Genomic DNA, 24,978 nt, shown 5'->3' on the forward strand with positions numbered 1-24,978 from the left:
GTGTCACTGGTCCGGGCTCATGGGGGTCACCTGTCCATTGTGGGGCCGTCCGCACGGTGCGACGGAGCGGCCGACCGGCGCGGACCCGACCGGCTCACCAGGTCGGGTCGGGTGCCGCGCCGGTCGCGAGGACGGTACGCGTCAGGCGTCAGTGCGTACGAGACGGTAGGCCGCGCCCGCCAGCGCGAGCGCCGTCCAGCCGAGGAAGACCAGGAGCCCGGCGGTGGGCGACAGCGCCGTCGAGTCGTGGGTCAGCGCGAACATCGACTCGCCCGCGTTGCTCGGCAGGTACGGGCTGATGTTGTCCTGCCACGAGCTGGGCAGCAGCGAGATCAGGCCGGGGACCAGCATCAGCGAGGCGACCAGGACCGAGATGCCACCGGCGACCGAGCGGAGCAGCGCGCCCAGAGCGGTGCCGATCACACCGACCAGGCCGAGGTACAGACCGGCGCCCAGCAGGCTGCGTAGGACACCGGAGTGGGAGAGCGAGAGGGCCGCGGGCGTGCCGGAGACGATGCCGCTCGCGATCGGGAACACGACGACGACGCCGATGAGGGAGGCACCCAGCGCGACCAGGCCGAACACCGCCGACTTGGACCACAGCACCGGCAGGCGGCGCGGCACCGCGGCCAGCGTGGAGCGGATCATGCCGGTGGAGTACTCGCCCGCGGTGACCAGCACGCCCAGGACACCGAGGGCCAGTTGAGCGAAGTTCGTGCCGAACAGGGAGAGGCTGAGCGCGGTGGCTCCTGCGTCATCCGGGCGCAGCGGACGACCGGAGTTGAGCTCGGACTTGTAGTGCGCGGCGGCGATCAGGCCGAACGCGATCAGGAACAGCAGGCCCAGACCGAGGGTGATCCAGGTCGAGCGAAGGGACCACAGCTTGGCCCACTCGGAGCGCAGGACCCGACGCCCAGTGACCTTGTACTGAGGACGCGGCGTCTGCACCGGCGTGGGCGCGGAGCTGTCGGTCACGGTGATGGTGCTCATGCGGCCCTCCCGGGGGCCTCGACGGCGGCGGTGGCGTGGTACTCGACGGCGTCGCGGGTCAGGTCCATGAATGCCTGTTCCAGGGAGACGGTCCTGGAGCTGAGCTCGAACAGCGGGATGCCGTGCTCGGCGGCCTTGACGCCGATGGCACGCGCGGACAGGCCGGTCACGTGCAGCTCCTCGGAGCCGACCTCGCCGGTGATCTCGACGCCGGGGCCGGCCAGCACCTCGCGCAGCCGGGCGGACTGGTCGGACGCCACGGTCACGGTGTCTCCGCCGGCCGTGCGGACCAGGTCCTGCACGGTGGTGTCGGCCAGCAGGCGGCCGCGTCCGACGATGATCAGGTGGTCGGCGACCAGCGCCATCTCACTCATCAGATGCGAGGAGACGAAGACGGTACGGCCGCCCGCCGCGAGCCCGGTCAGCAGGTTGCGGATCCACAGCACACCCTCGGGGTCCAGACCGTTGACCGGCTCGTCGAGCATGATGGTGGCCGGGTCGCCAAGGAGTGCGGCGGCGATGCCCAGCCGCTGGCCCATCCCCAGGGAGAACGCGCCCGCGCGCTTCTTGGCCACGGACTGGAGTCCGGTCAGGTCGATGACCTCGTCCACCCGGCGGCGCGGAATGCCGTGGGTGTGGGCCTGCGCCATCAGGTGGTCGAACGCGGACCGACCGGGGTGGATCGACTTGGCCTCCAACAGCGCGCCGACCTCCTGCAGCGGCGCGCTGTGCTGGGCGTAGCGCCTGCCGTTGACGGACACACTGCCGCTGGACGGCGCGTCCAGCCCGACGATCATCCGCATGGTCGTGGACTTGCCCGCGCCGTTCGGGCCCAGGAAGCCGGTGACCGTGCCGGGCTTGACGACGAAGTCGAGCTGGTCGACCGCCGTCTTCTCGCCGTACCGCTTCGTCAGCTGATGTGCCTCGATCATCGTTCGTTCTTCCCTCACGTTCGGGGGGCCGGAACCCGCTTGGCTTCCTCACCTGCCACGTTAGGAGTCCGAGGGCCGGGATCCGTCGTACCCGAGGCGTCAATGAAGGGAGGCCGGTAGTACTCCGGTACCACTCAAGCCGGGCCGTGACGGCCCTCCGCCGAACGCTGTACCTCCTGCGCAGGGTGGCGCTCCGCCGAACGCCGTAACCCCACAGGACGGCGCCGCTCCGTCAGACCGCCGGGGTCGCCGCCCAGCTGGTCAGGAGCCTCAAGCGCTCCTCCGTCTGGGAACCCGGCTCCGGCGTGTAGACCACCAACATCTGGTCCGGCTCTCCGGACACCGTCAACGTCTCGTACGGCATGATGAGTTCGCCCGCCACGGGGTGCATCATGCGCTTCGCCCCGTACGTCTTCTCCTTGACCTGGTGGTCCGCCCACAGCCGGCGGAAGTCCTCGCTTCCCAGCGACAACTCACCTACCAGCGTGGCCAGTTGTTTGTCCCGTGGATGGTTCCCGGCGTCCAGGCGCAGGTGGGCGACCGTCTCGGCGGCCACCGCGGGCCAGTCCGGGTACTGCTCGCGCGCCTGCGGGTTGAGGAACACCTGGCGCGGCATGTTCCGCTCCTTGGGCGGCATCTGCGAGAACCCGACGACGGCGTCGCCCAGGGCGTTCCACGCGAGCACGTCCATACGGCGGCCGAGTACGAACGCGGGGGCCTTCTCCATGGTGTCCAGGAGGAGACGCAGCCCCGGGCGGACCTTCTGGGGCGCGCGCCCGGCGACGGACTTGCGGCGGGCGGTGGCGGCGGGCCGGGCCACCGTACGCAGATACTCCTGCTCGGTGTCGTCGAGGCGCAGGACGCGCCCGATGGCGTCGAGTACGGCATCCGATACGGAGGAACCGCGGCCCTGTTCGAGGCGGATGTAGTAGTCGACGCTGACCCCCGCGAGCTGGGCGACCTCCTCACGGCGCAGCCCCGGCACCCGCCGCCTGCCGTGGCCCGGCAGCCCGACCTCCGCGGGCTGGATGCGGGCGCGCCGGGAGCGCAGGAAGTCGCCGAGTTCCCCGTCCATGGATATGTCCATGGACGAAATCCTAGGTGCCGGGTGCGATCCGATCCTGGTACTGCCGGACCCAGGAAAACGTCAGCCCTGGGTAAGGGCGGCGGCCGAGCACAGGGTGGTGGTTGTCGCCGGGAAACGCCCGGCGACAACCACCGACCCAGGAGTTCCCCATGTCGTACGACGCCCTCACCGGCCGCACCGCCCTCATCACCGGAGCCGCCAGCGGTATGGGAGAGGCCACCGCCCGGCTGCTCGCCTCGCACGGCGTGCGGGTGGCGCTGCTCGCACGCCGGGCCGGGCGGCTGACGGAGCTGGCCGCCAAGATCGAGGCGGACGGCGGGCAGGCCCTCACCGTCGCCGCCGACGTCACCGACCAGGCCTCCGTGGACGCGGCCGCCTCGCGGGTGCATGCCGCGTACGGCGAGGTCGACCTGGTGGTCAACGCGGCGGGCGTGATGCTGCCGAACCCGGTCACCGACGGCCGCGCCGATGAGTGGCAGCGCATGCTGGACACGAACGTGGCCGGGGCACTGCGCGTCATCCGTGCCTTTGCGCCGGACCTGATCGCGGCGGCGGAGGCGGGCCGGACGGCGGACCTGGTGAACATCTCCTCGATCGGCGCGCACATCGCGTTCCCCAACTACGCGGTGTACGGCGCGACGAAGGCCGCGCTCACGTACCTCTCGCAGTCCCTGCGCACGGAGCTGGGCCCGCGCGACGTCCGGGTCACCAACATCGAGCCGGGTCTTACGGACACGGAGCTGGGCGACCACATCGACAACGCGGAGCTGTCCGGCCAGCTGGCCGGCATGTTCGACGCCCTGACCGGCCTGACGGCGGACGACATCGCCGACCTGATCGCCTACACGACGAGCCGCGCCCGCCATGTGAACCTGCGCCAGGCGATCGTGCTGCCGACACGGCAGGCGTGACATCTGGTGGCACGAGCTAAACACGGCGGCGCTCCCGCGACAGAGCCGCGGGAGCGCCGCCGCATACGCGGTGCGAGCCGTCGGCCCCGCGCCGACCGCTTCTCTGGTGCTACCGACTTCTCTGGTACTACCGACACATGGCCATTGAGCGGTTCATCGGTATCGACCTCGCATGGAGGCCGGGTGGGATCCGGACCAAACCCAACGAGACGGGCGTCGCCGTCATCGACGGACTCGGCGAGGTGATCGACTGCGGCTGGACCCGTGGGCTCGAGGAGACGATGTCCTGGATCGGCGAGGTGGCCGTGGACGGAGCGTCCCTGTGCTTCGTCGACGCGTCCCTGGTCGTCGACAACCCGACCGGCCAGCGGCCGTGCGAGCGGGAGGTCGGCCGACGGTACGGACGGTGGAAGGTGAGTGCGAACAGCACGAACCAGAGCTCTCCCCGTCTTGCGGGAGTACTCCTGCGTGAACGCTTGCGGGCAACGGGCTGGGTGTACGACGACGGCAGGGCCGGGCCACCGACGGGCGGCCTGGTCCTGTCCGAGTGCTACCCGTACACCACCCTGGTCGGAGCGGCCGAGTTGGGCTACGACCAGGAGCGCCCCACGTACAAACGTCGGCCCGCGCGCGTGCCGAGCGTCCAGTGGCGAGCGGTGCGCGCGGCCGAGTGCGACCGGCTGATCGCGCGCATGGCGAGCCTGGCCACGGCCGATCCGCCCCTCGTGCTCTCCTCCCACTCGGTTTCGCGCCGACTGATGGATGAGCCCACGCCTCTGGCGTCGGGGGACTACAAACACCGCGAGGACCTCATCGACGCGCTGCTGTGCGCGTGGACAGCGGCACTGTGGTCGCGCCACGGGCTGGCGCGCTGCCAGGTCCTGGGCGAGGAAAGCCTCGCGCCTCCGGGAGCCGCCGCGACCATCATCGCGCCCGCCCGCCCCGAGCAGAGGCGTGACTGAACGGCTGACAGAGCGGGGGGAGCGAAATCTCCTCGGCGCCCTGGACATCCTTCGCGTCTGCCGCAACCATGAAAGCAACTCCATACGGTATGCAATCTACAGTGTGGATTCGGCTGACCGCGACGTACAAGTGAGGTGGCGATCATGACGAAGGCTCTTGAAGGCGTGCGCGTCCTCGATATGACGCATGTGCAGTCCGGCCCGTCCGCGACGCAGATCCTCGCGTGGCTCGGCGCCGACGTGGTCAAGGTGGAGGCGCCGACCGGAGACATCACGCGGGGGCAGCTGCGGGACCTCCCGGACGTCGACTCCCTCTACTTCACGATGCTCAACAGCAACAAGCGGAGCATCACCCTCAACACCAAGACCGAGCGCGGCAAGCAGATCCTCACCGAGCTGATCCGCCGCTCCGACGTCATGGTCGAGAACTTCGCCCCGGGCGCAGTCGACCGCATGGGCTTCACCTGGGAGCGCATCCGCGAGATCAACCCGCGGATCGTCTACGCCTCCATCAAGGGCTTCGGCGAAGGCCCGTACACCAACTTCAAGGCGTACGAAGTCGTCGCGCAGGCCATGGGCGGGTCAATGTCGACCACCGGCTTCGAGGACGGGCCACCGCTGGCGACCGGCGCGCAGATCGGCGACTCCGGAACCGGCATGCACGCCGTCGCCGGCATCCTCGCCGCCCTCTTCCAACGCACCCACACCGGCCGCGGCCAGCGCGTGAATGTCGCCATGCAGCACGCCGTGCTCAACCTCTGCCGGGTGAAGCTGCGCGATCAGCAGCGGCTCGCGCACGGCCCGCTCGCGGAGTTCCCGAATGAGGATTTCGGCGACGAGGTGCCCAGGTCCGGGAATGCGTCCGGCGGCGGTCAGCCCGGCTGGGCGGTCAGATGCGCGCCGGGAGGCCCGAACGACTACGTGTACGTCATCGTGCAGCCCGTCGGCTGGAAACCGATCAGCGAGCTCATCGGACGGCCCGAGCTGGCCGACGATCCCGAGTGGGCCACCCCCGAAGCGCGGCTGCCGAAGCTCGGCAAGATGTTCCAGCTCATCGAGGAGTGGACCAGCACCCTCCCCAAGTGGCAGGTGCTGGAAGCGCTCAACGCCCACAACATCCCGTGCGGGCCTGTCCTGTCCACCAAGGAGATCATCGAGGACGCCTCGCTCGCCGCCAACGAGATCGTTGTCGAGGTCGAGCACCCCGAGCGCGGATCGTACGTCACGGTCGGCAATCCGCTGAAACTGTCCGATTCCCCTGTCGAGATCGAGCGATCCCCGCTGCTCGGCGAACACAACGCAGAGATCTTCCTCGGCGAACTCGGCATCTCCCACGATGAGTTGCCGCTGCTCAAGGCGCAGGGCGTGATCTGAAGCGATTCGACCGACGGCGGCGCGTGCCGCACCTCCACTCCGTCCCGGGCGCGGCGTCAACCGCCGCGCCCGGGACGGCTTTCGTTTCCCGCCCCGCTTGATAGGCGGCGTTTATCACCTGGAAATTGTTCGCTCTTTGACTCTTTCCGACGGGCGGGCCGAAGCTGATCTCTGAGCGGGAACGGCAGAGAGGCAGGCCAGTTCATGAGTGCCATGGAAGACCCGGCGGAAGACCGTCTGGAGGTCACCCCGCCCAAGACCTGGGCGACCGGACTGCCCGCGGTGACGCACGCGATGCGGTACTCGCTCGGCCAGACGTCCGTCCGGCGGACGGCGCTGACCCTGCTGAACATCAACCAGACCAAGGGTTTCGACTGCCCCGGATGCGCCTGGCCGGAACCCGCCCCGGGCCGGCGGGCGAAGAACGAGTACTGCGAGAACGGCGCCAAACACATCAACGACGAGGCGACCTCCCGCCGGGTCACCGCGGACTTCTTCCGGGAGCACTCCGTCTCGGAACTCGGCGAGAAGTCCGACTACTGGCTCAACCAGCAGGGCCGGCTGACCGAGCCCATGGTCAAGCGGCCCGGTTCGGACCATTACGAGCCGATCGACTGGGACGAGGCGATCGGTCTGGTCGCCGAGGAACTGGACCGCCTGGACTCGCCCGACGAGGCCCTCTTCTACACCTCGGGCCGGCTCAACAACGAAGCCGCCTTCCTCCTCCAGCTCTTCGCCCGGGCCTACGGCACGAACAACCTGCCCGACTGCAGCAACATGTGCCATGAGTCCAGCGGCTTCGCGCTGCAGGAGACGCTGGGCATCGGCAAGGGCAGCGTGAGCCTGGACGACATCCACCACTGCGACCTCATCTTCGTGGTGGGCCAGAACCCGGGGACCAATCATCCGCGCATGCTCTCCGCCCTGGAGGAGACCAAGCGCAACGGCGGTCACATCGTCGCTGTGAACCCGCTGCCCGAGGCCGGGCTGATCCGGTTCAAGCATCCGCAGAAGGCCCGCGGAATCGTCGGGCGCGGCACCCCCATCGCCGACCAGTTCCTGCAGATCCGCCCCGGTGGCGACCTCGCGCTCTTCCAGGCGCTGAACCTGCTGTTGCTCGAGGCCGAGGACGCCAGGCCGGGAACGGCGCTGGACCACGGGTTCATCGAGGCGCACACGACGGGGTTCGCCGACTTCGTCGAGCAGGCCCGCAAGGCCTCCTGGGACGACATCCTCGACGCCACCGGGCTGACCCGCGAAGAGATCGAGGCCGTGGGCGAGCGGGTCCTGCGGAGCGAGGGGATCATCGTCTGCTGGGCCATGGGGCTGACGCAGCACAAGCACGCCGTCCCCACCATCCGTGAGATCGTCAACTTCCTCATGCTGCGCGGCAATATCGGGAAACCAGGGGCGGGCGTCTGCCCGGTGCGCGGCCACAGCAATGTGCAGGGCGACCGGACCATGGGCATCTGGGAACGGATGCCGCAGGAGTTCCTGGACGCTCTGGAGCGCGAGTTCGCCTTCACCCCGCCCACCGAACACGGCCTCGACTCGGTCAACGCCATCCGGGCCATGCGCGACGGCGACGCCAAGGTCTTCCTCGGAGTCGCGGGAAACTTCATCCGGGCCACTCCCGACAGCGAGGTCACCGAACGGGCGATGCGGCGGTGCCGACTCACCGCGCACATCTCCACCAAGCTCAACCGCTCCCACGCCGTCTGCGGTGACACCGCGCTGATTCTGCCCACGCTGGGCCGCAGCGACCGCGACATCCAGGCGGGCGGGGAACAGTTCATCACCGTCGAGGACTCCATGAGCGAGGTGCACGCCTCGCGCGGCCGCCTGGATCCGGCCTCACCGCACCTGCTCAGCGAAGTGGCGATCATCTCGCGGCTGGCCCGGCGGACCCTGGGCGACAACCCGTCCATCCCCTGGGAGAAGTTCGAGGCGGACTACGGCACGATCCGGGACTGGATCTCCCGCGTCGTTCCCGGCTTCGAGGACTTCAACGCCCGGGTGGCCCGGCCTGGCGGCTTCCGACTGCAGAACCCGGTGAACGAGGGCGTGTTCCCCACGCCGAGCGGCAAGGCCGTCTTCACCTGCAACGACTTCGAGATGCTGCGCGCACCCGCGGGCCATCTGCTGTTGCAGACCTTGCGCTCCCACGACCAGTGGAACACCGTCCCGTACGCCAGGAACGACCGCTACCGGGGCATCCACAACGCCCGCCGGGTGGTGCTCGTGAACCCCGTCGATCTGGAGGAACTCGGGCTCACCGACCGCAGCGAGGTGGATCTGGTGAGCGTGTGGCGTGACGGTGTGGAACGACGCGCGGAGAAGTTCCGGGTGGTCGCCTATCCCACCACTCCCGGTTCCGCCGCGGCCTATTACCCCGAGACCAACGTCCTGGTGCCGTTGGACAGCGTGGCCGACATCAGCAACACGCCTACGTCGAAGGGTGTCGTTGTCCGCCTGGAGCCCGCCGTCGCCGTGGGATGAGGCAGCGGAAGCCTTGCGTGGCCCCTGGACAACGTATCGACGGAGATTCAGAATACTGTCAACTGCATACTGTATGAACCCCTGAAGGCCGGCACGCTGTTCGACTCGACCGGAGTGAGGTAGCCCAGCATGTCGACATCAGCACCCCGTTTCGCCCAGCCCACCAGCACCGTTCCCGGCGCAGAGACCGTCATCGACCGGCTCGTGGAGTCCAATCGCGCCTACGCCGCCGGATTCGTCGACCCCGGCATGGGTGCCCGCCCGGTCCTGCGCGTAGCTGTCGTGGCCTGTATGGACGCCCGGCTCGACCTGCATGCCGCGCTCGGGCTGGAGTTGGGCGACTGCCACACCATCCGCAACGCGGGAGGTGTGGTCACCGACGACACGATCCGCTCCCTGACGATCAGTCAGCGTGCACTCGGCACCCGCAGCGTCATACTCATCCACCACACCGGCTGCGGTCTGCAGAGCCTGACCGAGGACTTCCGGCACGAGCTGGAGATGGAGGTCGGGCAGCGGCCGGCGTGGGCGGTGGAGGCATTCCGGGACGTCGACCAGGACGTACGGCAGTCGATGCAGCGGGTGCGAACCTCGCCGTTCCTGCCGCACACCGACGACGTACGCGGCTTCGTCTTCGACGTGTCGACGGGGCTGCTGCGGGAGATCGATCCGCGGTCCTGAGCCCGGTCCTGTCGTCGGGCGACCTGAGCCACTGCCCCGTCGTCGGACGACCTGAGCCCCCGCCGCGTCGTCAGACGCTTGGCCCGGCCAGTGCGGCGATCTGCTTGCAGTAGAAGTCAGTGGTGTTCCGGGTGTGCCGGCGCATCAGCTCTTCGGCACGGTCGGGGTCACCGTCGGCGATGGCCTCGATGAGCTGGGCGTGCTCACTCCAGGCGTCCTTGCCGCGGGGTTTGGCGATGGGCATGTAGTACCAGCGCACGCGTCGGTCGACCTGCGGGATGAGTTCGGCGAGGACCGCGTTGCGGGAGAGGTGGGTGATGTGGCCGTGGAGGGCGGCGTTGGCCTCGACGATGGCGCGGGCGTCGTCGGCAGCGAGGGCGGTGAGGCCGGTCTGCTGCAGTTCCCACAGCCGGGCGACATCGTCGGAAGTGGCGTGTTGGGCGGCCCCGCGTGCGGAGTGGGTTTCGAGGACGGCCCGGACACTGAGGAGCTGGGCGCATTCCTCCGCGGTGGGGGAGTGGACGAAGGCGCCCTGGGCGGGGCGTAGGTCGACCCAGCCGGCCGTGTGGAGGCGTTGGAGGGCTTCGCGTATGGGCTGGCGGCTGACGCCGAGGTTTTCGGCGAGTTCGGCCTCGACGAGATGCTGGCCGGGTTTGAGGGAGCCGTTGATGATCAGTTCGGTCAGGGCGTCGTAGACGGCCTGGCGCAACGGGGCGGGCCGGTTGATCGGGCCGCGGGCTGCCACGGTGGGTGTGTGGGGCATGGGCCCTCTCCCTCGTTCGACTGCTGACGCCAACCATCGGCTCGGGATACTGAGTTTAGTATGCAATAGCCACTGCTTGGTGTGGCCTGGGCGTTGCGAAGTTGCGGAAATTACCTTCCCCTCGCCTCTGGCGCCTTGGAGGGGATCCAGAATACTGTATGCAATACCTCCGGGGTGTCGCCCCGGCCCTGTACGCACCGCCTGACAGCGGACCAGAAACCGCTCCCGAGGGGGTCACCCCGTGTCGTACCGCATCGCTCTCTCCGAAGTTCTGACCAGCGTCATCGCGCCCTCCACCGAAGTGACCGGCGGGCAGGGCAAGTTCCCCCGCGGCGCCGTGACGGCCCTCGGCCGCGCCGGGCTGCTGGGGCTCACCGTCTCCGCGGAATTCGACGGCGGCGGACTGGGGCTGTCGGAAGCCGCCGAGGTGGTGGCGCGGACCGCGCGCGTCTGTCCGGCGACCGCGGCCGTGCTCCAGTCCCACTACGTGGCGGTCGCCGTCATCGAGTCGTACGGCAGCTCCTGGGTGCGCGGCGAGATCGCCGCCGGACGTCACCTCAGCAGCCTCGCCCTGGCGGAGGACGGCCCCAGTGAGCAGGGAGTGGAGGCTCAGCTCTGGGCGTCGCGCTGCACTGCCGCTCGCTCCGGTGACGTGGTCGCCCTGCGCGCCCGTAAACATCAGGTGGTCGCGGCGGGAGAGGCCGACAGTTACGTCTGGTCCTCCCGGCCGCTCACCGCACCGGAGGGCCTGACTCTCTGGGTGGTTCCGGCGCACGCACCGGACCTGTTCGTCCCGGCCCGACCCGGCGGGGGAGGGCCGGACGGCAGTGCGACCTCCACCGTGCTCGCCGACCCGGTGCTGGTTCCCGCCGACGCGATGCTCGGCGGGGACGGCGGAGGGCTCGACATCGTGCTGCGCACCGTCCTGCCGTGGCTGCTCGAACTGCGGGCCGCCGCCGGCGTCGAGGCCCTCCGTCCGCCGGCTGTCGACGTCGGGTCCGCTCGGCGCCCCGCCGATTCCCTCGCCTCGTCCTGAACCGGGCCCGGACGACGGCCCGTTCGGTCAGCCCTGGCTCGACCCGGCGGCGATCTGCTTGCGGTAGAAGTCGGTGGTGCGTTCGGTGTGCTTGCGCATGACCTCGCCCGCGCGGTCCGCGTCGCCCTTGGCGATGGCCTTGATGAGCTGGCTGTGCTCGTTCCAGGCTTCCTTGCCGCGGGGCTTGGCGATGGGGGTGTAGTACCAGCGGACCTTCTGGCCCACCTGGGAGATCAGTTCGGCCAGTACGGCGTTGTCGGCCACGGAGGTGATGAAGGCGTGCAGGGCGGTGTTGGCCGCGACCAGTCGTTCGACGTCGCCCTCGGCGAGCGCGTCGACGCCTTCCTGCTGAAACTCCCAGAGGCGTTCGATGTCTTCCGGCTTCGCGTGCTGGGCGGCGAGCTGGGCCGAGTAGGTCTCCAGTACCGAGCGGACGCCGAGGAGTTGGGCGGCCTCTTCTTCGGTGGGGGAGTGGACGAAGGCGCCCTGGGCGGGGCGCAGGTCTACCCAGCCGGCGGTCTGCAGTCGTTGCAGGGCTTCGCGGACCGGCTGGCGGCTGACGCCGAGGTGTTCGGCGAGCTCGGCCTCGACCAGGTGCTGGCCGGGCTTGAGGGAGCCGCTGACGATCAGTTCGGTCAGGGCGTCGTACACGGCCTGGCGCAGTGGTGCCGGGCGGGTGACGCGCCGGGACGCTGCGGCCGTGAGTGCCTCGCGCATGATTGCCCCGTTCTGCCACCGGGTCCGCGAGGGCCGACGGCTCTGCCAAGTGGTGGCCGCCGAGACAGTTGCCGACGGCCGCCTCAGCATACAGGTTTTGGTATGCAAGATGGCGTGCGCCTTTGGGGGTGGCCGCTGGTCGGCCAGGGGGTCCCAGGTGTCGCACCGGCTTCCCGCGCGCTCGCACTCGGGATCGGCCCGCGTTCTTTCTGATGGAGTTCTGTATACAGAAGCCTGTATGGGGTATTGTCCAAGTCTCCTGCAACCCTCGCCGGGGACCCGCGTGACGGAAGGCGGAGCGATCATGACGACCAGCGGGAGCGACGTGACGGTCGAGAACGTGGTCCGGAAAGTGGTGGCCGGTCACCGGGGTCAGCGCGGTGCGCTGCTGCCCGTACTGCACGCCGTTCAGGCCGAGTTGGGCCATGTGCCGCAAGAGGCGATTCCGGTGCTCGCCGACGAACTCAACCTCTCCCGGGCGGACGTCCACGGAGTGGTGACCTTCTACCACGACTTCCGCCGCGAGCCCGCGGGACGCACCACGGTGCGCATCTGCCGCGCCGAGGCATGCCAGGCCCTGGGAGCCGACAGCCTGGTGGGCTACGCCCGCGAGGCCGGACTGACCCTGGGGGAGACGACGGCGGACGGTTCGGTGACCGTCGAGCAGGTCTTCTGCCTCGGCAACTGCGCGCTCGGGCCGTCGGTGGAGGCGAACGGTCGGCTGTACGGACGAGTGGGCCCGGCCCAGCTGGGCTCGATCCTCAACGGGACGGTCTCATGATGAACAACTCCTCGCACTCCGCGGCGACGGTCTACGTCCCCCGCGACTCGGCGGCCAGGTCCGTCGGCGCGGACGAGGTCGCGAACGCCCTGCAACGTGCCGCCGCTCGCGGAGACTTCGCCATCGACGTCGTACGCAACGGATCGCGCGGCATGCTGTGGCTGGAGCCGATGGTCGAGGTCGTGACCCCGCGGGGCCGCGTCGGCTACGGGCCGGTGGCCCCCTCGGACGTGGAGGGACTCCTGGCCGCCGGCCTGCTCGACGGGGCGGACCATCCGCTGCGCCTCGGCGTCGTGGACGAACTGCCCTGGCTGGCCCGCCAGACGCGCGTCACCTTCGCCAGAGTCGGGGTGACCGACCCCCTGTCGACGCGGGACTACCTGGAGCACGGCGGGCTGGTGGGGCTGCGCGCCGCCCTGGAGCGCGCACCCGCGGACGTGGTCGCGGAGGTCACCGCATCCGGGCTGCGTGGCCGGGGCGGCGCGGGATTCCCGGCCGGCATCAAATGGAAGACCGTGCTCGACTGCACCGACGAGCTGAAGTTCGTCTGCTGCAACGCCGACGAGGGCGACAGCGGGACCTTCGCCGACCGCATGGTCATGGAAGGCGACCCGTTCATGCTCATCGAGGGCATGACGATCGCCGCACACGCGGTCGGTGCGAGCGAGGGCTACCTCTACATCCGCTCGGAGTATCCCGACGCGGTGGCGACGATGCGCTCGGCCATCGACATCGCCCGCGAGCACGGATGGCTCGGCAAGGGCATCCTCGGCTCGGCGCTCGACTTCGACCTGCATGTCCGGGTCGGCGCCGGTGCGTACATCTGCGGCGAGGAGACCTCCATGCTGGAGAGCCTGGAGGGCAAGCGGGGCATGGTCCGTTCGAAGCCGCCGATCCCCGCCATCGAGGGCCTGTTCGGCAAACCGACCGTGGTGAACAACGTCCTGACGCTGGCCACCGTGCCGACCGTCCTCGCCGGCGGGGCGAAGGCATACCAGGAGCTCGGCGTCGAGCGGTCGCGCGGCACCCAAGTGTTCCAGCTCGGCGGCAACATCGCGCACGGCGGCATCGTGGAGACGGCGTTCGGCGTCACCCTGCGCGAACTGGTCGAGGACTACGGCGGCGGGACCTTCTCCGGACGCCCGGTGCGCACGGTGCAGGTCGGCGGACCACTCGGCGCCTATCTGCCGACGTCCATGTTCGACCTGCCGATGGACTACGAGGCGTTCGCGGCCGCCGGTGCGATGGTCGGCCACGGCGGGATCGTCGTCTTCGACGACAGCGTCGACATGGCCGCCCAGGCGCGCTTCGCGATGGAGTTCTGCGCCGAGGAGTCCTGCGGCAAGTGCACCCCGTGCCGGGTCGGTTCGGTGCGCGGCGTCGAGGTGATCGACAAGATCGTGGCCGGCCAGCACCGGGACGAGAACCTGGCCCTGCTCGAGGATCTGTGCGACCTGATGACCGAGGGCTCGCTGTGTGCGATGGGCGGTCTGACGCCGATGCCCGTACGCAGCGCCCTCACTCATTTCCCCGACGATTTCCTCGGCGGCCGTCGAAGCCTGGAGATCCAACCCGTACAAGCGACTGGCGTGAGGACGGAGGGCACGGCATGACACTGCTCAAGGAACCCGACTTCGGCACCCCGGAGAGGCCCGGCGAGGCCACGGTGTCGGTGGAAGTGGACGGCCTGCCGGTGACCGTCCGGGAGGGCACGTCGGTGATGCGCGCCGCCGCGCTGGCCGGGGTCGACATACCCAAGCTGTGCGCCACCGACAGCCTGGAGGCCTTCGGCTCCTGTCGGCTGTGCGTCGTGGAGATCGACGGCCGGCGGGGCACCCCGGCGTCCTGCACCACACCGGTGGCGGACGGGATGCGGGTGAGCACGCAGACGCCGAAGGTGGAGAAGCTCCGCCAGGGCGTCATGGAGCTCTACATCTCCGACCATCCGCTGGACTGCCTCACCTGCCCGGCCAACGGCGACTGCGAACTCCAGGACATGGCCGGCGTGGTCGGGCTGCGGCAGGTCCGGTACGGCTACGAGGGCGAGAACCACCTCGACGCCGAGAAGGACACGTCGAACCCCTACTTCGACTTCGACCCGTCCAAGTGCATCGCCTGCTCCCGCTGCGTACGGGCCTGCGGCGAGGTGCAGGGCACGTTCGCGCTGACCATCGAGGGGCGCGGCTTCGACTCCAAGGTCTCGGCGGGCGCCGGCGAGAGCTTCATGGACTCCGAGTGCGTCTCCTGCGGCGCCTGCGTGCAGGCCTGCCCGACCTCGACGCTCCAGGAGCGCTCGGTGGTCGAGCTCGGCATGCCGACCCGATCGGTGATCACCACCTGCGCGTACTGCGGTGTCGGCTGCTCGTTCAAGGCCGAGCTGCGCGGCGACGAGCTGGTGCGGATGGTGCCGTACAAGGACGGCGGAGCCAACGAGGGCCACTCCTGTGTGAAGGGCCGCTTCGCCTTCGGACACGCCACGCACCCCGACCGGGTGCTCAAGCCGATGGTCCGCGACAAGATCACCGATCCATGGCGCGAGGTCGAGTGGGACGAGGCGATCGGCACGGTCGCCCACAGGATGCGCGAGCTCCAGGACCGGTACGGATCGAGCTCGGTCGGCGCCATCACCTCGTCGAGGTGCACCAACGAAGAGGTCTACGTCGTACAGAAGATGGTGCGCGCGGCCTTCGGCAACAACAACGTCGACACCTGCGCCCGGGTCTGCCACTCCCCGACGGGATACGGGCTCAAGCAGACCTTCGGCGAATCGGCCGGCACCCAGGACTTTCGTTCGGTCGCCGAGGCCGACGTGATCATGGTGATCGGGGCGAACCCCACGGACGGGCACCCGGTGTTCGCCTCGCGGATGAAGCGCCGGCTGCGCGAGGGTGCCAAGCTCATCGTGGTCGACCCGCGCCGTATCGATCTGGTGCGCTCGCCGCACATCGAGGCCCAGCATCACCTCCAGCTCAGGCCGGGCACCAATGTCGCGGTGGTCAACGCCATGGCGCACGTGGTGGTCACCGAAGGGTTGGTCGACCGGTCCTTCGTGGACCAGCGGTGCGAAGACTTCGATGAGTGGGCGGAGTTCATCGCCCGCCCGGAGAACAGCCCGGAGGCCGCCGAACCGATCACCGGCGTACCCGCCGAGGAACTGCGGGCCGCCGCCAGGCTGTACGCCGAGGCACCCAACGGGGCCATCTACTACGGCCTCGGCGTCACCGAGCACAGCCAGGGCTCGACCATGGTCATGGGCATGGCCAACCTCGCGATGGCGTGCGGCAACATCGGCCGTGACGGCGTCGGAGTGAACCCGCTGCGCGGCCAGAACAACGTGCAGGGCTCCTGCGACATGGGTTCGTTCCCGCACGAACTGCCCGGCTACCGGCACGTCTCCGACGACGCCGTGCGCAACGTGTTCGAGAACCTGTGGGGCGGCACCATCCTGGCCGAGCCCGGACTGCGTATCCCGAACATGTTCGACGCGGCGATCGACGGAACCTTCCGCGGTCTGTTCGTCCACGGCGAGGACATCGCCCAGTCCGACCCCAACCTCAAGCACGTCACCGCCGCGCTCGAGGCCATGGAACTGGTCGTCGTACAGGATCTGTTCCTCAACGAGACGGCGAAGTTCGCGCATGTCTTCCTGCCCGGTGCGTCGTTCCTGGAGAAGGACGGCACGTTCACCAACGCCGAACGCCGGATCAACCGGGTCCGCGCGGTGATGAAGCCGAAGACGGGCAAGCACGAGTGGCAGATCGTCAGCGAGATCGCCACCGCCATGGGCTACCCGATGTCCTATGACCACCCCAGCCAGATCATGGACGAGATCGCCTCGGTCACACCGACCTTCACGGGTGTGTCCTTCGAGGTGCTGGACAAGCTCGGCAGCGTCCAGTGGCCGTGCAACGAGTCGGCTCCGGAGGGAACACCCGTCATGCACGTGGACGAATTCGTCCGCGGCAAGGGCAAGTTCGTGGTCACCGCCTTCGTACCGACGAACGAGCGCAGCACCCGGCGCTTCCCGCTGGTCCTGACCACGGGGCGGATCCTCAGCCAGTACAACGTCGGCGCGCAAACGCGTCGTACGGGCAACGTCGCCTGGCACCCCGAGGACGTACTGGAGCTGCACCCCCACGACGCGGAAGTACGCGGCATCACCGACGGCGACATGGTGACGCTCGCCAGCCGCGTCGGGCAGACGACGCTGCGCGCGGAGATCTCCGACCGGATGCCGACCGGGGTCGTGTACACCACGTTCCACCATCCCGTGACCGGCGCCAACGTGGTGACCACGGAGAACTCCGACTGGGCGACCAACTGCCCGGAGTACAAGGTGACCGCCGTGCAGGTCGGGCTCGCGCGCCCGCTCCAGCAACGGGAAGCGGAGCCGGCGCAGGACGACCTGGTCACGGTGGTGGACTGAGATGACAGCCACGGTGCCACCGGAATGCCGGATGGCCAACGACATCGCCGCGAACCTCGGACACCTGCCGGGGGAACAGGCCGCCGAGGCGGTCGCGGGCCACATCGGCAGGTTCTGGGACCCGCGCATGCGCAGTCGACTGTACGAGTTCGTCGACGCCGGAGCGGACGGCCTCGACCCCTTGGTGGTCGCGGCGGTGAAGCTGATGCGCTGACCCACTTCCGCAGCCCGAGCGGGAGGGGACCCCGTGAGCGGCGCGGAGTCCCCTCCCGGAACCCGCGTACGGCGCGGGCCCTATCGGGAAGCCACCGACGACAACCGAGTGCCGGGCAACCGGTCGGCGGCCGCCCTTGGTTGGCCCGTGCCGACGCCACCGGTTGAGCGGTCCGGCCGCGGGGCGTGTATCCAGCCGGTGGTCAGCGTCGGTGCCTGCCCAGCGTGCTGCCCCGCTACTGAACGAAGGGCGCGGCTTGCCACGATCGGTAGGCTCTGGCTGATCACATGGCATGCGGCTCGACCGTCTGTAGTGCCGGCGCGGCCCCAGGCAGAGAGGAGTCGTCATGCTGTTCCGGCAGCTGGAGTACTTCGTGGCGGTGGCGAGGGAGCGGCACTTCGCCCGGGCGGCGGAATCCTGCTATGTGTCCCAGCCCGCGCTCTCGGCGGCGATCGCCAAGCTGGAGCGGGAGTTGAACGTCACGCTGATCAACCGCGGGCACAACTACCAGGGCCTCACCCCGGAGGGCGAACGCCTCGTCGTGTGGGCCAAGAGAATCCTCGCCGAACAGGACGCGTTCAAGGCCGAGGTGGCCGCCGTACAGTCGGGCATCACGGGCACGCTGCGGCTCGGGACGGACCCCACGGCGTCGACGACTCTGGCGCTTCCCGTGGCCGCGTTCTGCGCGGCGCACCCGCTGGCCAAAGTGCAAGTCCGTTCCCGGCTGTCGACGAAGGAACTCCACCGCCAACTGCGCGATTTCGAGCTGGATGTGGCGATCGCCCACTTCGACCCGGGCGACCAGGAGGGCTTGCAGGTCGTTCCCCTCTACCAGGAGAGGTACATGCTGCTGGTGTCGGACGACCAGCTGATGTCCCAGGCCTCCACCATGACGTGGGCGGACGCGGCCCAGTTGCCGCTCGCGTTGCTGACGCCCGACATGCGCATCCGCCAGATCATCGACGCCGTGTTCGCGGACAAGGGGTTCGTGGTGACCCCGCAGGTGGAGACGGACTCGATCGCCTCCCTCTACGCGCACGTGGGCGGCGGTGAGTGGGCGAGCATCGTGCCGCACACCTGGTTGCGCGCGATGCCCGTGATCGGCAGGACAAGAGCGCTGCCACTGGTCGACCCGGAGGCCGGGGCCCAGGTCTCGGTGGCGATCCACGCGGCGACCCCTGGCTCGGTCGCCGCCCGGGCGTTCGTCAACGCGGCGACGGGCTTGTCGCTGGACGACTTCTTCGGCCAACCCCTGCCGGCCGAGCATCGCGTGAGGTGAGCGGGCCCCCGCCCCTCACTGCTGCCAGTACCGTGCCCCCTCACTGCTGCCCGTACCGAGCCTCCACCGCCAGCCGGTCCAGCCCTCCCTTGGCGGTGTGCGGCAGAGCGGCGGCGAGTACGAGCCGGTCGGGCACTTCGAAGGCGGCCAGCCGGTCACGGCAGTACTGCAGGATCTCCTCGGACCCGATGCTCTCGCCCTCGCGGACGACCACGGCGGCGCCGACTCGTTGCCCGTACGTCGCGTCGGGGACGGCGAACACGGCCGCCTCGGAGACTCCGGGGCACCCCGCGAGGATGTCCTCCACATACTCGGGCGAGATCTTCTCGCCTCCGCGGTTGATGAGATTCTTGATGCGCCCGGTGAGGGACAGGTACCCGTCCTTGTCCAGTGAGCCCAGGTCACCGGTGCGGAACCACCCGTCGGCGAAACTGTGCGCCGTCTCGGCCGGATGGGCGAGGTAGCCGCGGGCGACGGCGGGACCGTGCACCCACACTTCGCCCTGGATGCCGACGGGGCACACGCGCCCGTTCCGGTCGACCACGCGAAGGTCCACTCCGGTCGGCCGGCCGACCGACCCATGCTTCAGAGATCCCCGCTGCGGCAGCGGCTCGCTGGTCGCCTGGTGCGTGGACTCGGTCATCCCGTACGCGGACAGCAGCGGCGCGCCGAACGTGCGCTCCAAAGCCCGCTGCGTGGCCGCATTGAGGGGGGCGCTGCAACTGCGTACGAACTTCAGGGGCGGCACCTGCGGGCCCGGGTACTCGATCTCCGACCGGTCCAGGAGGATCTCGTGGATGGTCGGGACCGCGGTGAACCAGGTGGCGGCCGCGGCACGCATGTCGTCCCAGAACGTGCGTGCCGAGAACCGTCCCCGCTCGGGCAGCAGCACGCATCCTCCGCTCGCCAGGGAGGCCAGGAGCGCCGCGAACAGCCCGTGGCCGTGGAAGAACGGCATCACCGCGACCGTCGCGTCGCCGGGCCCCAACTCGTAGGTGGCGCAGATGCCCCGCACGGACGCCGCCACGTTGGCGTGTGTCAGCGGGACCATCTTGGCCCGGTCGGTGGTTCCGGCGGTGAACAGGACGAGGGCGTCGTCGGGCGAGAGTTCCTGTGCCGCGCCCCGGACGTGGCGCACCGCACGCGCGCCGGTTTCGACTGCGACCGCAGCCGTCCCGGCACGGGAGACGTCCACGCGCAGGGCCCAGGTCGGGACCCGCACTGGGGCGACCGGCTGGGCGTCGGCCGCGGGCGGACCGAGGAGGACCGCCCGCACGCCCAGCGCCTCGAACCGGGCGGACAGCTGTGACCCGGGCAGCGCGGGGTCCAGCGGAGCGACCACCAGACCGGCCCGCGCCGCGCCGAGCAGCGCGACGACGAACTCGGCGGTGTTGGCGCAGATCAGGCCGACCGCGTCACCACGGTGCAGCCCCGCGCCGCCCAGCCGGGCGGCCACCTCCTCCGCCAGGGTGGCGAGGGCCCGGTAGGACAGGTGCACCCGGTCCCGGGTGAAGACGAGGGCCCGGGCGCGCGGACGTTCGCGCACCTGCCCGTCGAGGAGATCGATGAGGCCCGTGACCGCCGGGGGCCGGTACCGGTTCGCGTCGCGCACGGATGCCGCGGCCGGAACGGCCATGACCCCACCTCCTCGTGCCAAGTCCGATGAAGCAGTGCTCTGCTGCGATGAAGCAGTCCTTTGCGAGCCTGCGGTGGCGCGCGGTGCGCGTCCAATACGTACTGGCGAACGGCCGATAGCAGCCATCTATCAAGGGAGTTGCGACGCCCCCACCAGCCATCGATAGATGCTGTTTATCGGCTGGTCGTCGATGGGTCTTGGACGCGGACAGGCGTGCTGCGGAAGGTGAGAGGAGTAGCCGCACCGGCAGGACCTGCCCAAGGAGGACCTCGGACCATGACCGCCCCCTCGACAATGGAGACCGCGGCAGCAGCCGACGTTCCGACCGAGCTCACCGACGGGTACCACCTGGTCGTCGACGCGCTCAAGATGAACGACGTCGACACCATCTACGGGGTGGTCGGCATCCCGATCACCGACCTCGCCCGCCTCGCACAGGCGCAGGGCATCCGCTACATCGGCTTCCGCCACGAGAGCAACGCCGGACACGCGGCGGCGGTCGCCGGCTACCTCACGAAGAAGCCGGGCGTGGCGCTGACGGTGTCGGCACCGGGCTTCCTCAACGGTCTTGTCGCACTGGCGAACGCGACCACGAACTGCTTCCCGATGGTCCAGATCTCCGGCTCCAGCGAGCGCCACCTCGTCGACCTCAAGCAGGGCGACTACGAGGAGATGGACCAGCTCGCCGCCGCGCAGCCCTTCGTCAAGGCCGCGTACCGGGTGAGCCGGGTGGAGGACATCGGCCGCGGTATCGCCCGCGCGCTGCGCACCGCGATCTCCGGGCGCCCCGGCGGGGTCTACCTCGACATCCCCGCCGCGGTGCTCGGCTCCATCATGGACGCGGAGGCGGGCGCCAAGACGCTGAGCCGTCTCGTCGACCCCGCGCCGCGCCAACTGCCCGCACCCGATGCGGTGGACCGAGCGATCGAGCTCCTGGCAGGTGCCGAGCGGCCGTTGGTGGTGCTCGGCAAGGGCGCCGCGTACGCGCAGGCGGACGACAAGATCCGTGCGTTCATCGAGTCCACCGGCATTCCCTACGTACCGATGTCGATGGCGAAGGGCCTGCTGCCCGACGACCACCCGCAGTCGGCGGCCACCGCCCGTTCGCTGGCGCTGAAGAAGGCCGACGTCGTGATGCTCGTCGGCGCCCGCCTGAACTGGCTGCTGGGCCACGGCGAAGCACCGCAGTGGAACCCCGACGCCAAGTTCATCCAGGTGGACATCGAGCCCAAGGAGATGGACAGCAACCAGCCCATCGCCGCCCCGCTCGTCGGAGACATCGAGTCGGTGCTCGACGCGCTCGCCGAGCGGACCAAGCCCGGCCAGATCGCCGCCCCCGGAGCGTGGCGGGAGGAGCTGGGGGCACGGTCGGCGCAGAACGTGGCCAAGATGGCGGAGCGCCTCAAGGCCGACCCGCACCCCATGCAGTTCATGGGCGCCCTGAAGGCCGTACGCGACGTCGTGCACGCGCGCCCCGAGACGTACATCGTCAACGAAGGCGCCAACGCGCTGGACATCGCGCGCAACGTGATCGACATGCACGTACCGCGCCACCGACTCGACAGCGGCACGTGGGGCGTCATGGGTATCGGCATGGGCTATGCGATCGCCGCCGCCGTCGAGAGCGGTGCGCCGGTCGTGGCCGTGGAGGGCGACAGCGCCTTCGGATTCAGTGGCATGGAGCTGGAGACGATCTGCCGCTACAAGCTGCCCGTCGTCACCGTCATCATGAACAACGGCGGTGTCTACCGCGGCGATGACGTCAATCCGCTCGACGACGCCCCCTCGCCGACGACCCTCATGCGCGCGGCCCGCCACGACCTGATGATCGAGGCGTTCGGCGGCAAGGGCTACCGCGCGACCACGCCCGCGGAGGTCACCGCCGCTCTGACCGAGGCGCTGGCCTCGGGCGGCCCGGCGCTCATCGACTGCGTCATCGACCCCTCGGCCGGCACCGAGAGCGGCCACATCTCGCACCTCAACCCAAAGGGCATCACCGTCGGCAACATCACGCCGGCGAAGAAGTAACTCCCCTCGTTTCCCTCGTAGTTCCGCGCCCTCGCACCGAGATCTTTCAGGAGAAGGAAGCCAACATGAGTGAAAAGCCGCTCGCCGGAATCAAGGTGATCGACTTCACCGGGGTCCAGGCCGGTCCCGCATGCACCCAGATGCTCGCCTGGTTCGGCGCCGACGTCATCAAGGTCGAGCGCATCAACGGCGGCGACGTGACCCGCCGTCAGCTGCGCGACATCCCCGACCTCGACGCCCTCTACTTCACCATGCTGAACAGCAACAAGCGCTCGCTGGCCATCAACACCAAGTCCCCCGAGGGCAAGGAGGTCATGGAGAAGCTGATCCGCGAGGCGGACATCCTGGTGGAGAACTTCGCGCCGGGCGCCATGGACCGCATGGGCCTCGGGTGGGACTACATCCACGAGCTGAACCCGCGGCTGATCTTCGGTTCGGTCAAGGGCTTCAACGACGACTCGAAGTGGAACGACCTCAAGGTCTACGAGAACGTCGCCCAGGCCGCCGGTGGCGCCGCGTCCACCACCGGTTTCTGGGACGGCCCGCCCACCATCAGCGGTTCGGCCCTCGGTGACAGCAACAGCGGTATGCACCTGGTGATCGGCCTGCTCACCGCGATCATCCAGCGCAACGCGACCGGCCTTGGCCAGAAGGTGTCGGTGTCCATGCAGGACGCCGTACTCAACCTCACCCGGGTCAAGCTCCGTGACCAGCAGCGTCTGGAGAAGGTCGGCTACCTGGAGGAGTACCCGCAGTACCCGAACGGCGAGTTCGGGGACGCGGTGCCCCGCGGCGGCAACGCCGGCGGCGGTGGCCAGCCGGGCTGGATCCTGAAGTGCAAGGGCTGGGAGACCGACCCCAACGCCTACATCTACTTCACGATCCAGGAGCAGAACTGGGCGCGCACCTGCGAGGCCATCGGCAGGCCCGAATGGGCCGACGACACGGAGTACAACACCGCCCTCGCCCGTCAGCCGCACATCATGGACATCTTCGGCGAGATCGAGAAGTGGCTGGCCGACAAGACCAAGTACGAGGCGGTCGACATCCTGCGCACGTTCGAGGTGCCCTGCGCGCCCGTGCTCAGCATGAAGGAGCTCGCCGCGGATCCCGACATGCGCAAGAGCGGCACGATCGTCGAGGTCGAGCAGAAGGAGCGCGGCACCTACCTGACCGTGGGCAGCCCGATCAAGTTCTCCGGCTTCAAGCCCGACATCAAGGGTGCGCCGCTGCTCGGCGAGCACACCGACGAGGTGCTCGCGGACCTCGGCTACGACGCGGACGACATCCGCAAGCTGCACGAAGGCCAGGTCGTCGCCTGACCCGCATCGCCCAGGGTGCCCCGCGTATGGTCCTCGTGCGCGGGGCAGCGGCGTGTGATGGGGTGTCAGATAGTCTCCCCTGTACGCCAGAAGTGGCCGCGGCTCCGGAGAGATTGCGCCGATCGCGCGCCAATTGCCCTCTGACCTGCGCGGGAGCCGTCGGGGTGCGCCCCGCGGCACGGACTGAGTCGGAGGTGTGTCGAGACAACGCCTTCCAACGCCGGTAATCAGCCAGACGCCGGAGCAAACCCCCGGGGTCGAACCCGTACATCACCTCCATGGACGCAACCACCTCCGGCCGCGCACCACTCCTCGCGCCGGCCGAGAGCACCCGCGGCGTCCCGGCGGGCGGATCAGGCAGGGCCATGACCAGCCCCAGCAACGAGGTCTGGCTGACCGGCACCGGCAGCCGGGCTGCCAGCCGCTCGCCCGCCCGACCGGCCAGAGCCACCGAGATCGCACTCAACAAGCCCCTGAGCTGCAGAGTTCGACGCCCATAGCGCACCGTCAACCCCTCAACCTGTTCGGCGAAGGTCACCCGGACACACTCCGGCGCATCGCAGAACAGCCGGCGGACGGTCAGCTCGATGGACATCTGCCGCCCGCCGACCACGCCGTCCGCGAGCCGGCGCTGGTACCCACTGTGCCGTCGCACCGACGGTGCCCCGCAATCCGGGCACGACGCCGGAACCGACCTCGGGGTTCTCGCCACAATGCGTAACACTCCACCCTCGGGGCTCACTTCCTGCACCAGCACCCTGCTCAGGTGCGGCAACACCGTCTTCAGCAGCTCCTCACACTCGCTGAGTGTCGCGGCACCAGTGGCGGAGCGTCACCGGCGCAGGGAAGCGTGGCCGGCTTCACGGAAATCTGAGCCGGCGTTCGACCGACACCGAGAGCGTTGTCAGGTATTGAGACACTCACCGCTGCTGCGTCCTGTCGGCACGCTTGTGGCAGAGGAGCGTCTGATCCGTAGCTCTGGCCAGATCGGTCAGCGAGCGTCATTTCGGCCGCTACGGGGCCCCAGGGAGACGGTAGTGGCCGCGAGCGGTTGCTGTGGTTGCGGTACAGCGCTGCTGTACCGCAGGATGCCGACGGGGGTGGCAATGGAACGGCATCTGTTGATGCGGCTGCAGGCCGGTGACGACGAGGCATCCGTGGCAGCCCTGGCTGCCCTCCTTGGCGGCGGTACCTACGTTGTGTTGGGACGGGACTTGGCCCGCCGAGTTTCATGCCCGGACTTATGCGCGCCGACTTCGGCACACGCGGCGGAAGGGCGTCGAGACTTTGGGCCTGGAACGAGCGGTGCAGCTCCTCGGCCGGCATGACCAGCCGGTGCG

Annotated in this window: 20 protein-coding genes; 13 read left to right on the forward strand and 7 right to left on the reverse strand. The window is 69.3% G+C overall.

Going from position 1 to position 24,978, the window contains the following annotated elements; all coding sequences use genetic code 11:
• Nucleotides 1-141: 141 nt before the first annotated feature.
• From ACFY0T_RS17360 to ACFY0T_RS17370, 3 genes are all read right to left on the reverse strand, one after another.
• A complete protein-coding gene (locus tag ACFY0T_RS17360) occupies nt 142-990 on the reverse strand; it encodes an ABC transporter permease (RefSeq protein ID WP_388870578.1) in 849 nt (282 codons plus the stop codon).
• On the reverse strand, nt 987-1,922 hold the full coding sequence (locus ACFY0T_RS17365; protein ID WP_388870581.1) for an ABC transporter ATP-binding protein: 936 nt from the start codon (nt 1,920-1,922) through the stop codon (nt 987-989). The genes ACFY0T_RS17360 and ACFY0T_RS17365 overlap by 4 nt, the downstream gene beginning before the upstream one ends.
• A 232-nt stretch (nt 1,923-2,154) precedes the next feature.
• Complete coding sequence (locus ACFY0T_RS17370; RefSeq protein ID WP_388871507.1) at nt 2,155-2,997, reverse strand: helix-turn-helix transcriptional regulator; 843 nt, start codon at nt 2,995-2,997, stop codon at nt 2,155-2,157.
• Between the two features lie 161 nt (nt 2,998-3,158).
• Between ACFY0T_RS17370 and ACFY0T_RS17375 the strand changes: the two genes are divergently transcribed.
• The 5 genes from ACFY0T_RS17375 to ACFY0T_RS17395 all read left to right on the forward strand — a co-directional run bounded on the left by ACFY0T_RS17375 (nt 3,159) and on the right by ACFY0T_RS17395 (nt 9,436).
• On the forward strand, nt 3,159-3,920 hold the full coding sequence (locus ACFY0T_RS17375; RefSeq protein WP_388870584.1) for an SDR family oxidoreductase: 762 nt from the start codon (nt 3,159-3,161) through the stop codon (nt 3,918-3,920).
• A gap of 137 nt (nt 3,921-4,057) precedes the next feature.
• A complete protein-coding gene (locus ACFY0T_RS17380) occupies nt 4,058-4,882 on the forward strand; it encodes a DUF429 domain-containing protein (RefSeq protein ID WP_388870587.1) in 825 nt (274 codons plus the stop codon).
• 144 nt (nt 4,883-5,026) lie between these two features.
• Nucleotides 5,027-6,256, forward strand: a complete 1,230-nt coding sequence (gene frc, locus ACFY0T_RS17385) for a formyl-CoA transferase (RefSeq protein WP_388870590.1) — start codon at nt 5,027-5,029, stop codon at nt 6,254-6,256.
• A 204-nt stretch (nt 6,257-6,460) separates the two neighbouring features.
• Entirely contained in the window at nt 6,461-8,755 is a 2,295-nt protein-coding gene (locus ACFY0T_RS17390; protein WP_388870593.1) for an FdhF/YdeP family oxidoreductase, read from the forward strand.
• A 129-nt stretch (nt 8,756-8,884) separates the two neighbouring features.
• Nucleotides 8,885-9,436, forward strand: a complete 552-nt coding sequence (locus tag ACFY0T_RS17395) for a beta-class carbonic anhydrase (RefSeq protein ID WP_388870596.1) — start codon at nt 8,885-8,887, stop codon at nt 9,434-9,436.
• Between the two features lie 70 nt (nt 9,437-9,506).
• Here the strand turns inward: ACFY0T_RS17395 and ACFY0T_RS17400 are convergent, their stop codons facing one another.
• A complete protein-coding gene (locus tag ACFY0T_RS17400; RefSeq protein WP_388870599.1) occupies nt 9,507-10,199 on the reverse strand; it encodes a GntR family transcriptional regulator in 693 nt (230 codons plus the stop codon).
• A gap of 241 nt (nt 10,200-10,440) precedes the next feature.
• Between ACFY0T_RS17400 and ACFY0T_RS17405 the strand changes: the two genes are divergently transcribed.
• Nucleotides 10,441-11,235, forward strand: a complete 795-nt coding sequence (locus ACFY0T_RS17405; protein ID WP_388870601.1) for an acyl-CoA dehydrogenase family protein — start codon at nt 10,441-10,443, stop codon at nt 11,233-11,235.
• A gap of 27 nt (nt 11,236-11,262) precedes the next feature.
• Here ACFY0T_RS17405 and ACFY0T_RS17410 read toward each other — a convergent pair whose 3' ends face one another.
• Nucleotides 11,263-11,952: a GntR family transcriptional regulator gene (locus ACFY0T_RS17410; protein ID WP_388870604.1), complete on the reverse strand. Its 690-nt coding sequence runs from the start codon at nt 11,950-11,952 to the stop codon at nt 11,263-11,265.
• A gap of 304 nt (nt 11,953-12,256) precedes the next feature.
• On the opposite strand from ACFY0T_RS17410, the gene ACFY0T_RS17415 reads away from it, so the two are divergent.
• From ACFY0T_RS17415 to ACFY0T_RS17435, 5 genes are all read left to right on the forward strand, one after another.
• Nucleotides 12,257-12,733, forward strand: coding sequence for an NAD(P)H-dependent oxidoreductase subunit E (locus tag ACFY0T_RS17415; protein WP_388870607.1), 477 nt, complete (start codon nt 12,257-12,259; stop codon nt 12,731-12,733).
• On the forward strand, nt 12,733-14,346 hold the full coding sequence (locus tag ACFY0T_RS17420; protein ID WP_388871510.1) for a formate dehydrogenase beta subunit: 1,614 nt from the start codon (nt 12,733-12,735) through the stop codon (nt 14,344-14,346). Before ACFY0T_RS17415 ends, ACFY0T_RS17420 begins: the two co-directional genes overlap by 1 nt.
• Entirely contained in the window at nt 14,343-17,159 is a 2,817-nt protein-coding gene (gene fdhF / locus ACFY0T_RS17425; protein ID WP_388870610.1) for a formate dehydrogenase subunit alpha, read from the forward strand. Before ACFY0T_RS17420 ends, fdhF begins: the two co-directional genes overlap by 4 nt.
• A gap of 1 nt (nt 17,160) precedes the next feature.
• A complete protein-coding gene (locus ACFY0T_RS17430; RefSeq protein WP_388870613.1) occupies nt 17,161-17,373 on the forward strand; it encodes a formate dehydrogenase subunit delta in 213 nt (70 codons plus the stop codon).
• 346 nt (nt 17,374-17,719) lie between these two features.
• Complete coding sequence (locus ACFY0T_RS17435) at nt 17,720-18,652, forward strand: LysR family transcriptional regulator (RefSeq protein ID WP_388870616.1); 933 nt, start codon at nt 17,720-17,722, stop codon at nt 18,650-18,652.
• 40 nt (nt 18,653-18,692) lie between these two features.
• Here the strand turns inward: ACFY0T_RS17435 and ACFY0T_RS17440 are convergent, their stop codons facing one another.
• A complete protein-coding gene (locus ACFY0T_RS17440; protein WP_388870619.1) occupies nt 18,693-20,288 on the reverse strand; it encodes a FadD7 family fatty acid--CoA ligase in 1,596 nt (531 codons plus the stop codon).
• A gap of 276 nt (nt 20,289-20,564) precedes the next feature.
• On the opposite strand from ACFY0T_RS17440, the gene oxc reads away from it, so the two are divergent.
• Together oxc and frc (ACFY0T_RS17450) are read left to right on the forward strand one after the other, a co-directional pair.
• Nucleotides 20,565-22,316 (forward strand): oxalyl-CoA decarboxylase, encoded by a 1,752-nt coding sequence (gene oxc / locus ACFY0T_RS17445; RefSeq protein ID WP_388870622.1) that lies wholly within the window; start codon nt 20,565-20,567, stop codon nt 22,314-22,316.
• A 65-nt stretch (nt 22,317-22,381) separates the two neighbouring features.
• Nucleotides 22,382-23,638, forward strand: a complete 1,257-nt coding sequence (gene frc, locus ACFY0T_RS17450; RefSeq protein ID WP_388870624.1) for a formyl-CoA transferase — start codon at nt 22,382-22,384, stop codon at nt 23,636-23,638.
• On the opposite strand, the gene ACFY0T_RS17455 is transcribed toward frc (ACFY0T_RS17450), so the two are convergent.
• Nucleotides 23,532-24,416: a transposase family protein gene (locus ACFY0T_RS17455; protein ID WP_388870627.1), complete on the reverse strand. Its 885-nt coding sequence runs from the start codon at nt 24,414-24,416 to the stop codon at nt 23,532-23,534. The genes frc (ACFY0T_RS17450) and ACFY0T_RS17455 overlap by 107 nt on opposite strands.
• Nucleotides 24,417-24,978 lie beyond the last annotated feature (562 nt).

The sequence above is a fragment of the Streptomyces sp. NPDC001530 genome (assembly GCF_042894545.1).
Lineage (GTDB): Bacteria > Actinomycetota > Actinomycetes > Streptomycetales > Streptomycetaceae > Streptomyces.

Excerpts from the sequence above, each read along its gene's own strand:
- oxc (WP_388870622.1), top strand. The coding sequence starts at position 20,565 with ATGACCGCCCCCTCGACAATGGAGACCGCGGCAGCAGCCGACGTTCCG.
- frc (WP_388870624.1), top strand. The coding sequence starts at position 22,382 with ATGAGTGAAAAGCCGCTCGCCGGAATCAAGGTGATCGACTTCACCGGG.
- ACFY0T_RS17415 (WP_388870607.1), top strand. The coding sequence starts at position 12,257 with ATGACGACCAGCGGGAGCGACGTGACGGTCGAGAACGTGGTCCGGAAA.
- fdhF (WP_388870610.1), top strand. The coding sequence starts at position 14,343 with ATGACACTGCTCAAGGAACCCGACTTCGGCACCCCGGAGAGGCCCGGC.
- ACFY0T_RS17440 (WP_388870619.1), bottom strand. The coding sequence starts at position 20,288 with ATGGCCGTTCCGGCCGCGGCATCCGTGCGCGACGCGAACCGGTACCGG.
- ACFY0T_RS17380 (WP_388870587.1), top strand. The coding sequence starts at position 4,058 with ATGGCCATTGAGCGGTTCATCGGTATCGACCTCGCATGGAGGCCGGGT.
- ACFY0T_RS17370 (WP_388871507.1), bottom strand. The coding sequence starts at position 2,997 with ATGGACGGGGAACTCGGCGACTTCCTGCGCTCCCGGCGCGCCCGCATC.
- ACFY0T_RS17435 (WP_388870616.1), top strand. The coding sequence starts at position 17,720 with ATGCTGTTCCGGCAGCTGGAGTACTTCGTGGCGGTGGCGAGGGAGCGG.
- ACFY0T_RS17430 (WP_388870613.1), top strand. The coding sequence starts at position 17,161 with ATGACAGCCACGGTGCCACCGGAATGCCGGATGGCCAACGACATCGCC.
- ACFY0T_RS17395 (WP_388870596.1), top strand. The coding sequence starts at position 8,885 with ATGTCGACATCAGCACCCCGTTTCGCCCAGCCCACCAGCACCGTTCCC.
- ACFY0T_RS17360 (WP_388870578.1), bottom strand. The coding sequence starts at position 990 with ATGAGCACCATCACCGTGACCGACAGCTCCGCGCCCACGCCGGTGCAG.
- ACFY0T_RS17420 (WP_388871510.1), top strand. The coding sequence starts at position 12,733 with ATGAACAACTCCTCGCACTCCGCGGCGACGGTCTACGTCCCCCGCGAC.
- ACFY0T_RS17400 (WP_388870599.1), bottom strand. The coding sequence starts at position 10,199 with ATGCCCCACACACCCACCGTGGCAGCCCGCGGCCCGATCAACCGGCCC.
- ACFY0T_RS17375 (WP_388870584.1), top strand. The coding sequence starts at position 3,159 with ATGTCGTACGACGCCCTCACCGGCCGCACCGCCCTCATCACCGGAGCC.
- ACFY0T_RS17365 (WP_388870581.1), bottom strand. The coding sequence starts at position 1,922 with ATGATCGAGGCACATCAGCTGACGAAGCGGTACGGCGAGAAGACGGCG.
- frc (WP_388870590.1), top strand. The coding sequence starts at position 5,027 with ATGACGAAGGCTCTTGAAGGCGTGCGCGTCCTCGATATGACGCATGTG.
- ACFY0T_RS17390 (WP_388870593.1), top strand. The coding sequence starts at position 6,461 with ATGAGTGCCATGGAAGACCCGGCGGAAGACCGTCTGGAGGTCACCCCG.
- ACFY0T_RS17410 (WP_388870604.1), bottom strand. The coding sequence starts at position 11,952 with ATGCGCGAGGCACTCACGGCCGCAGCGTCCCGGCGCGTCACCCGCCCG.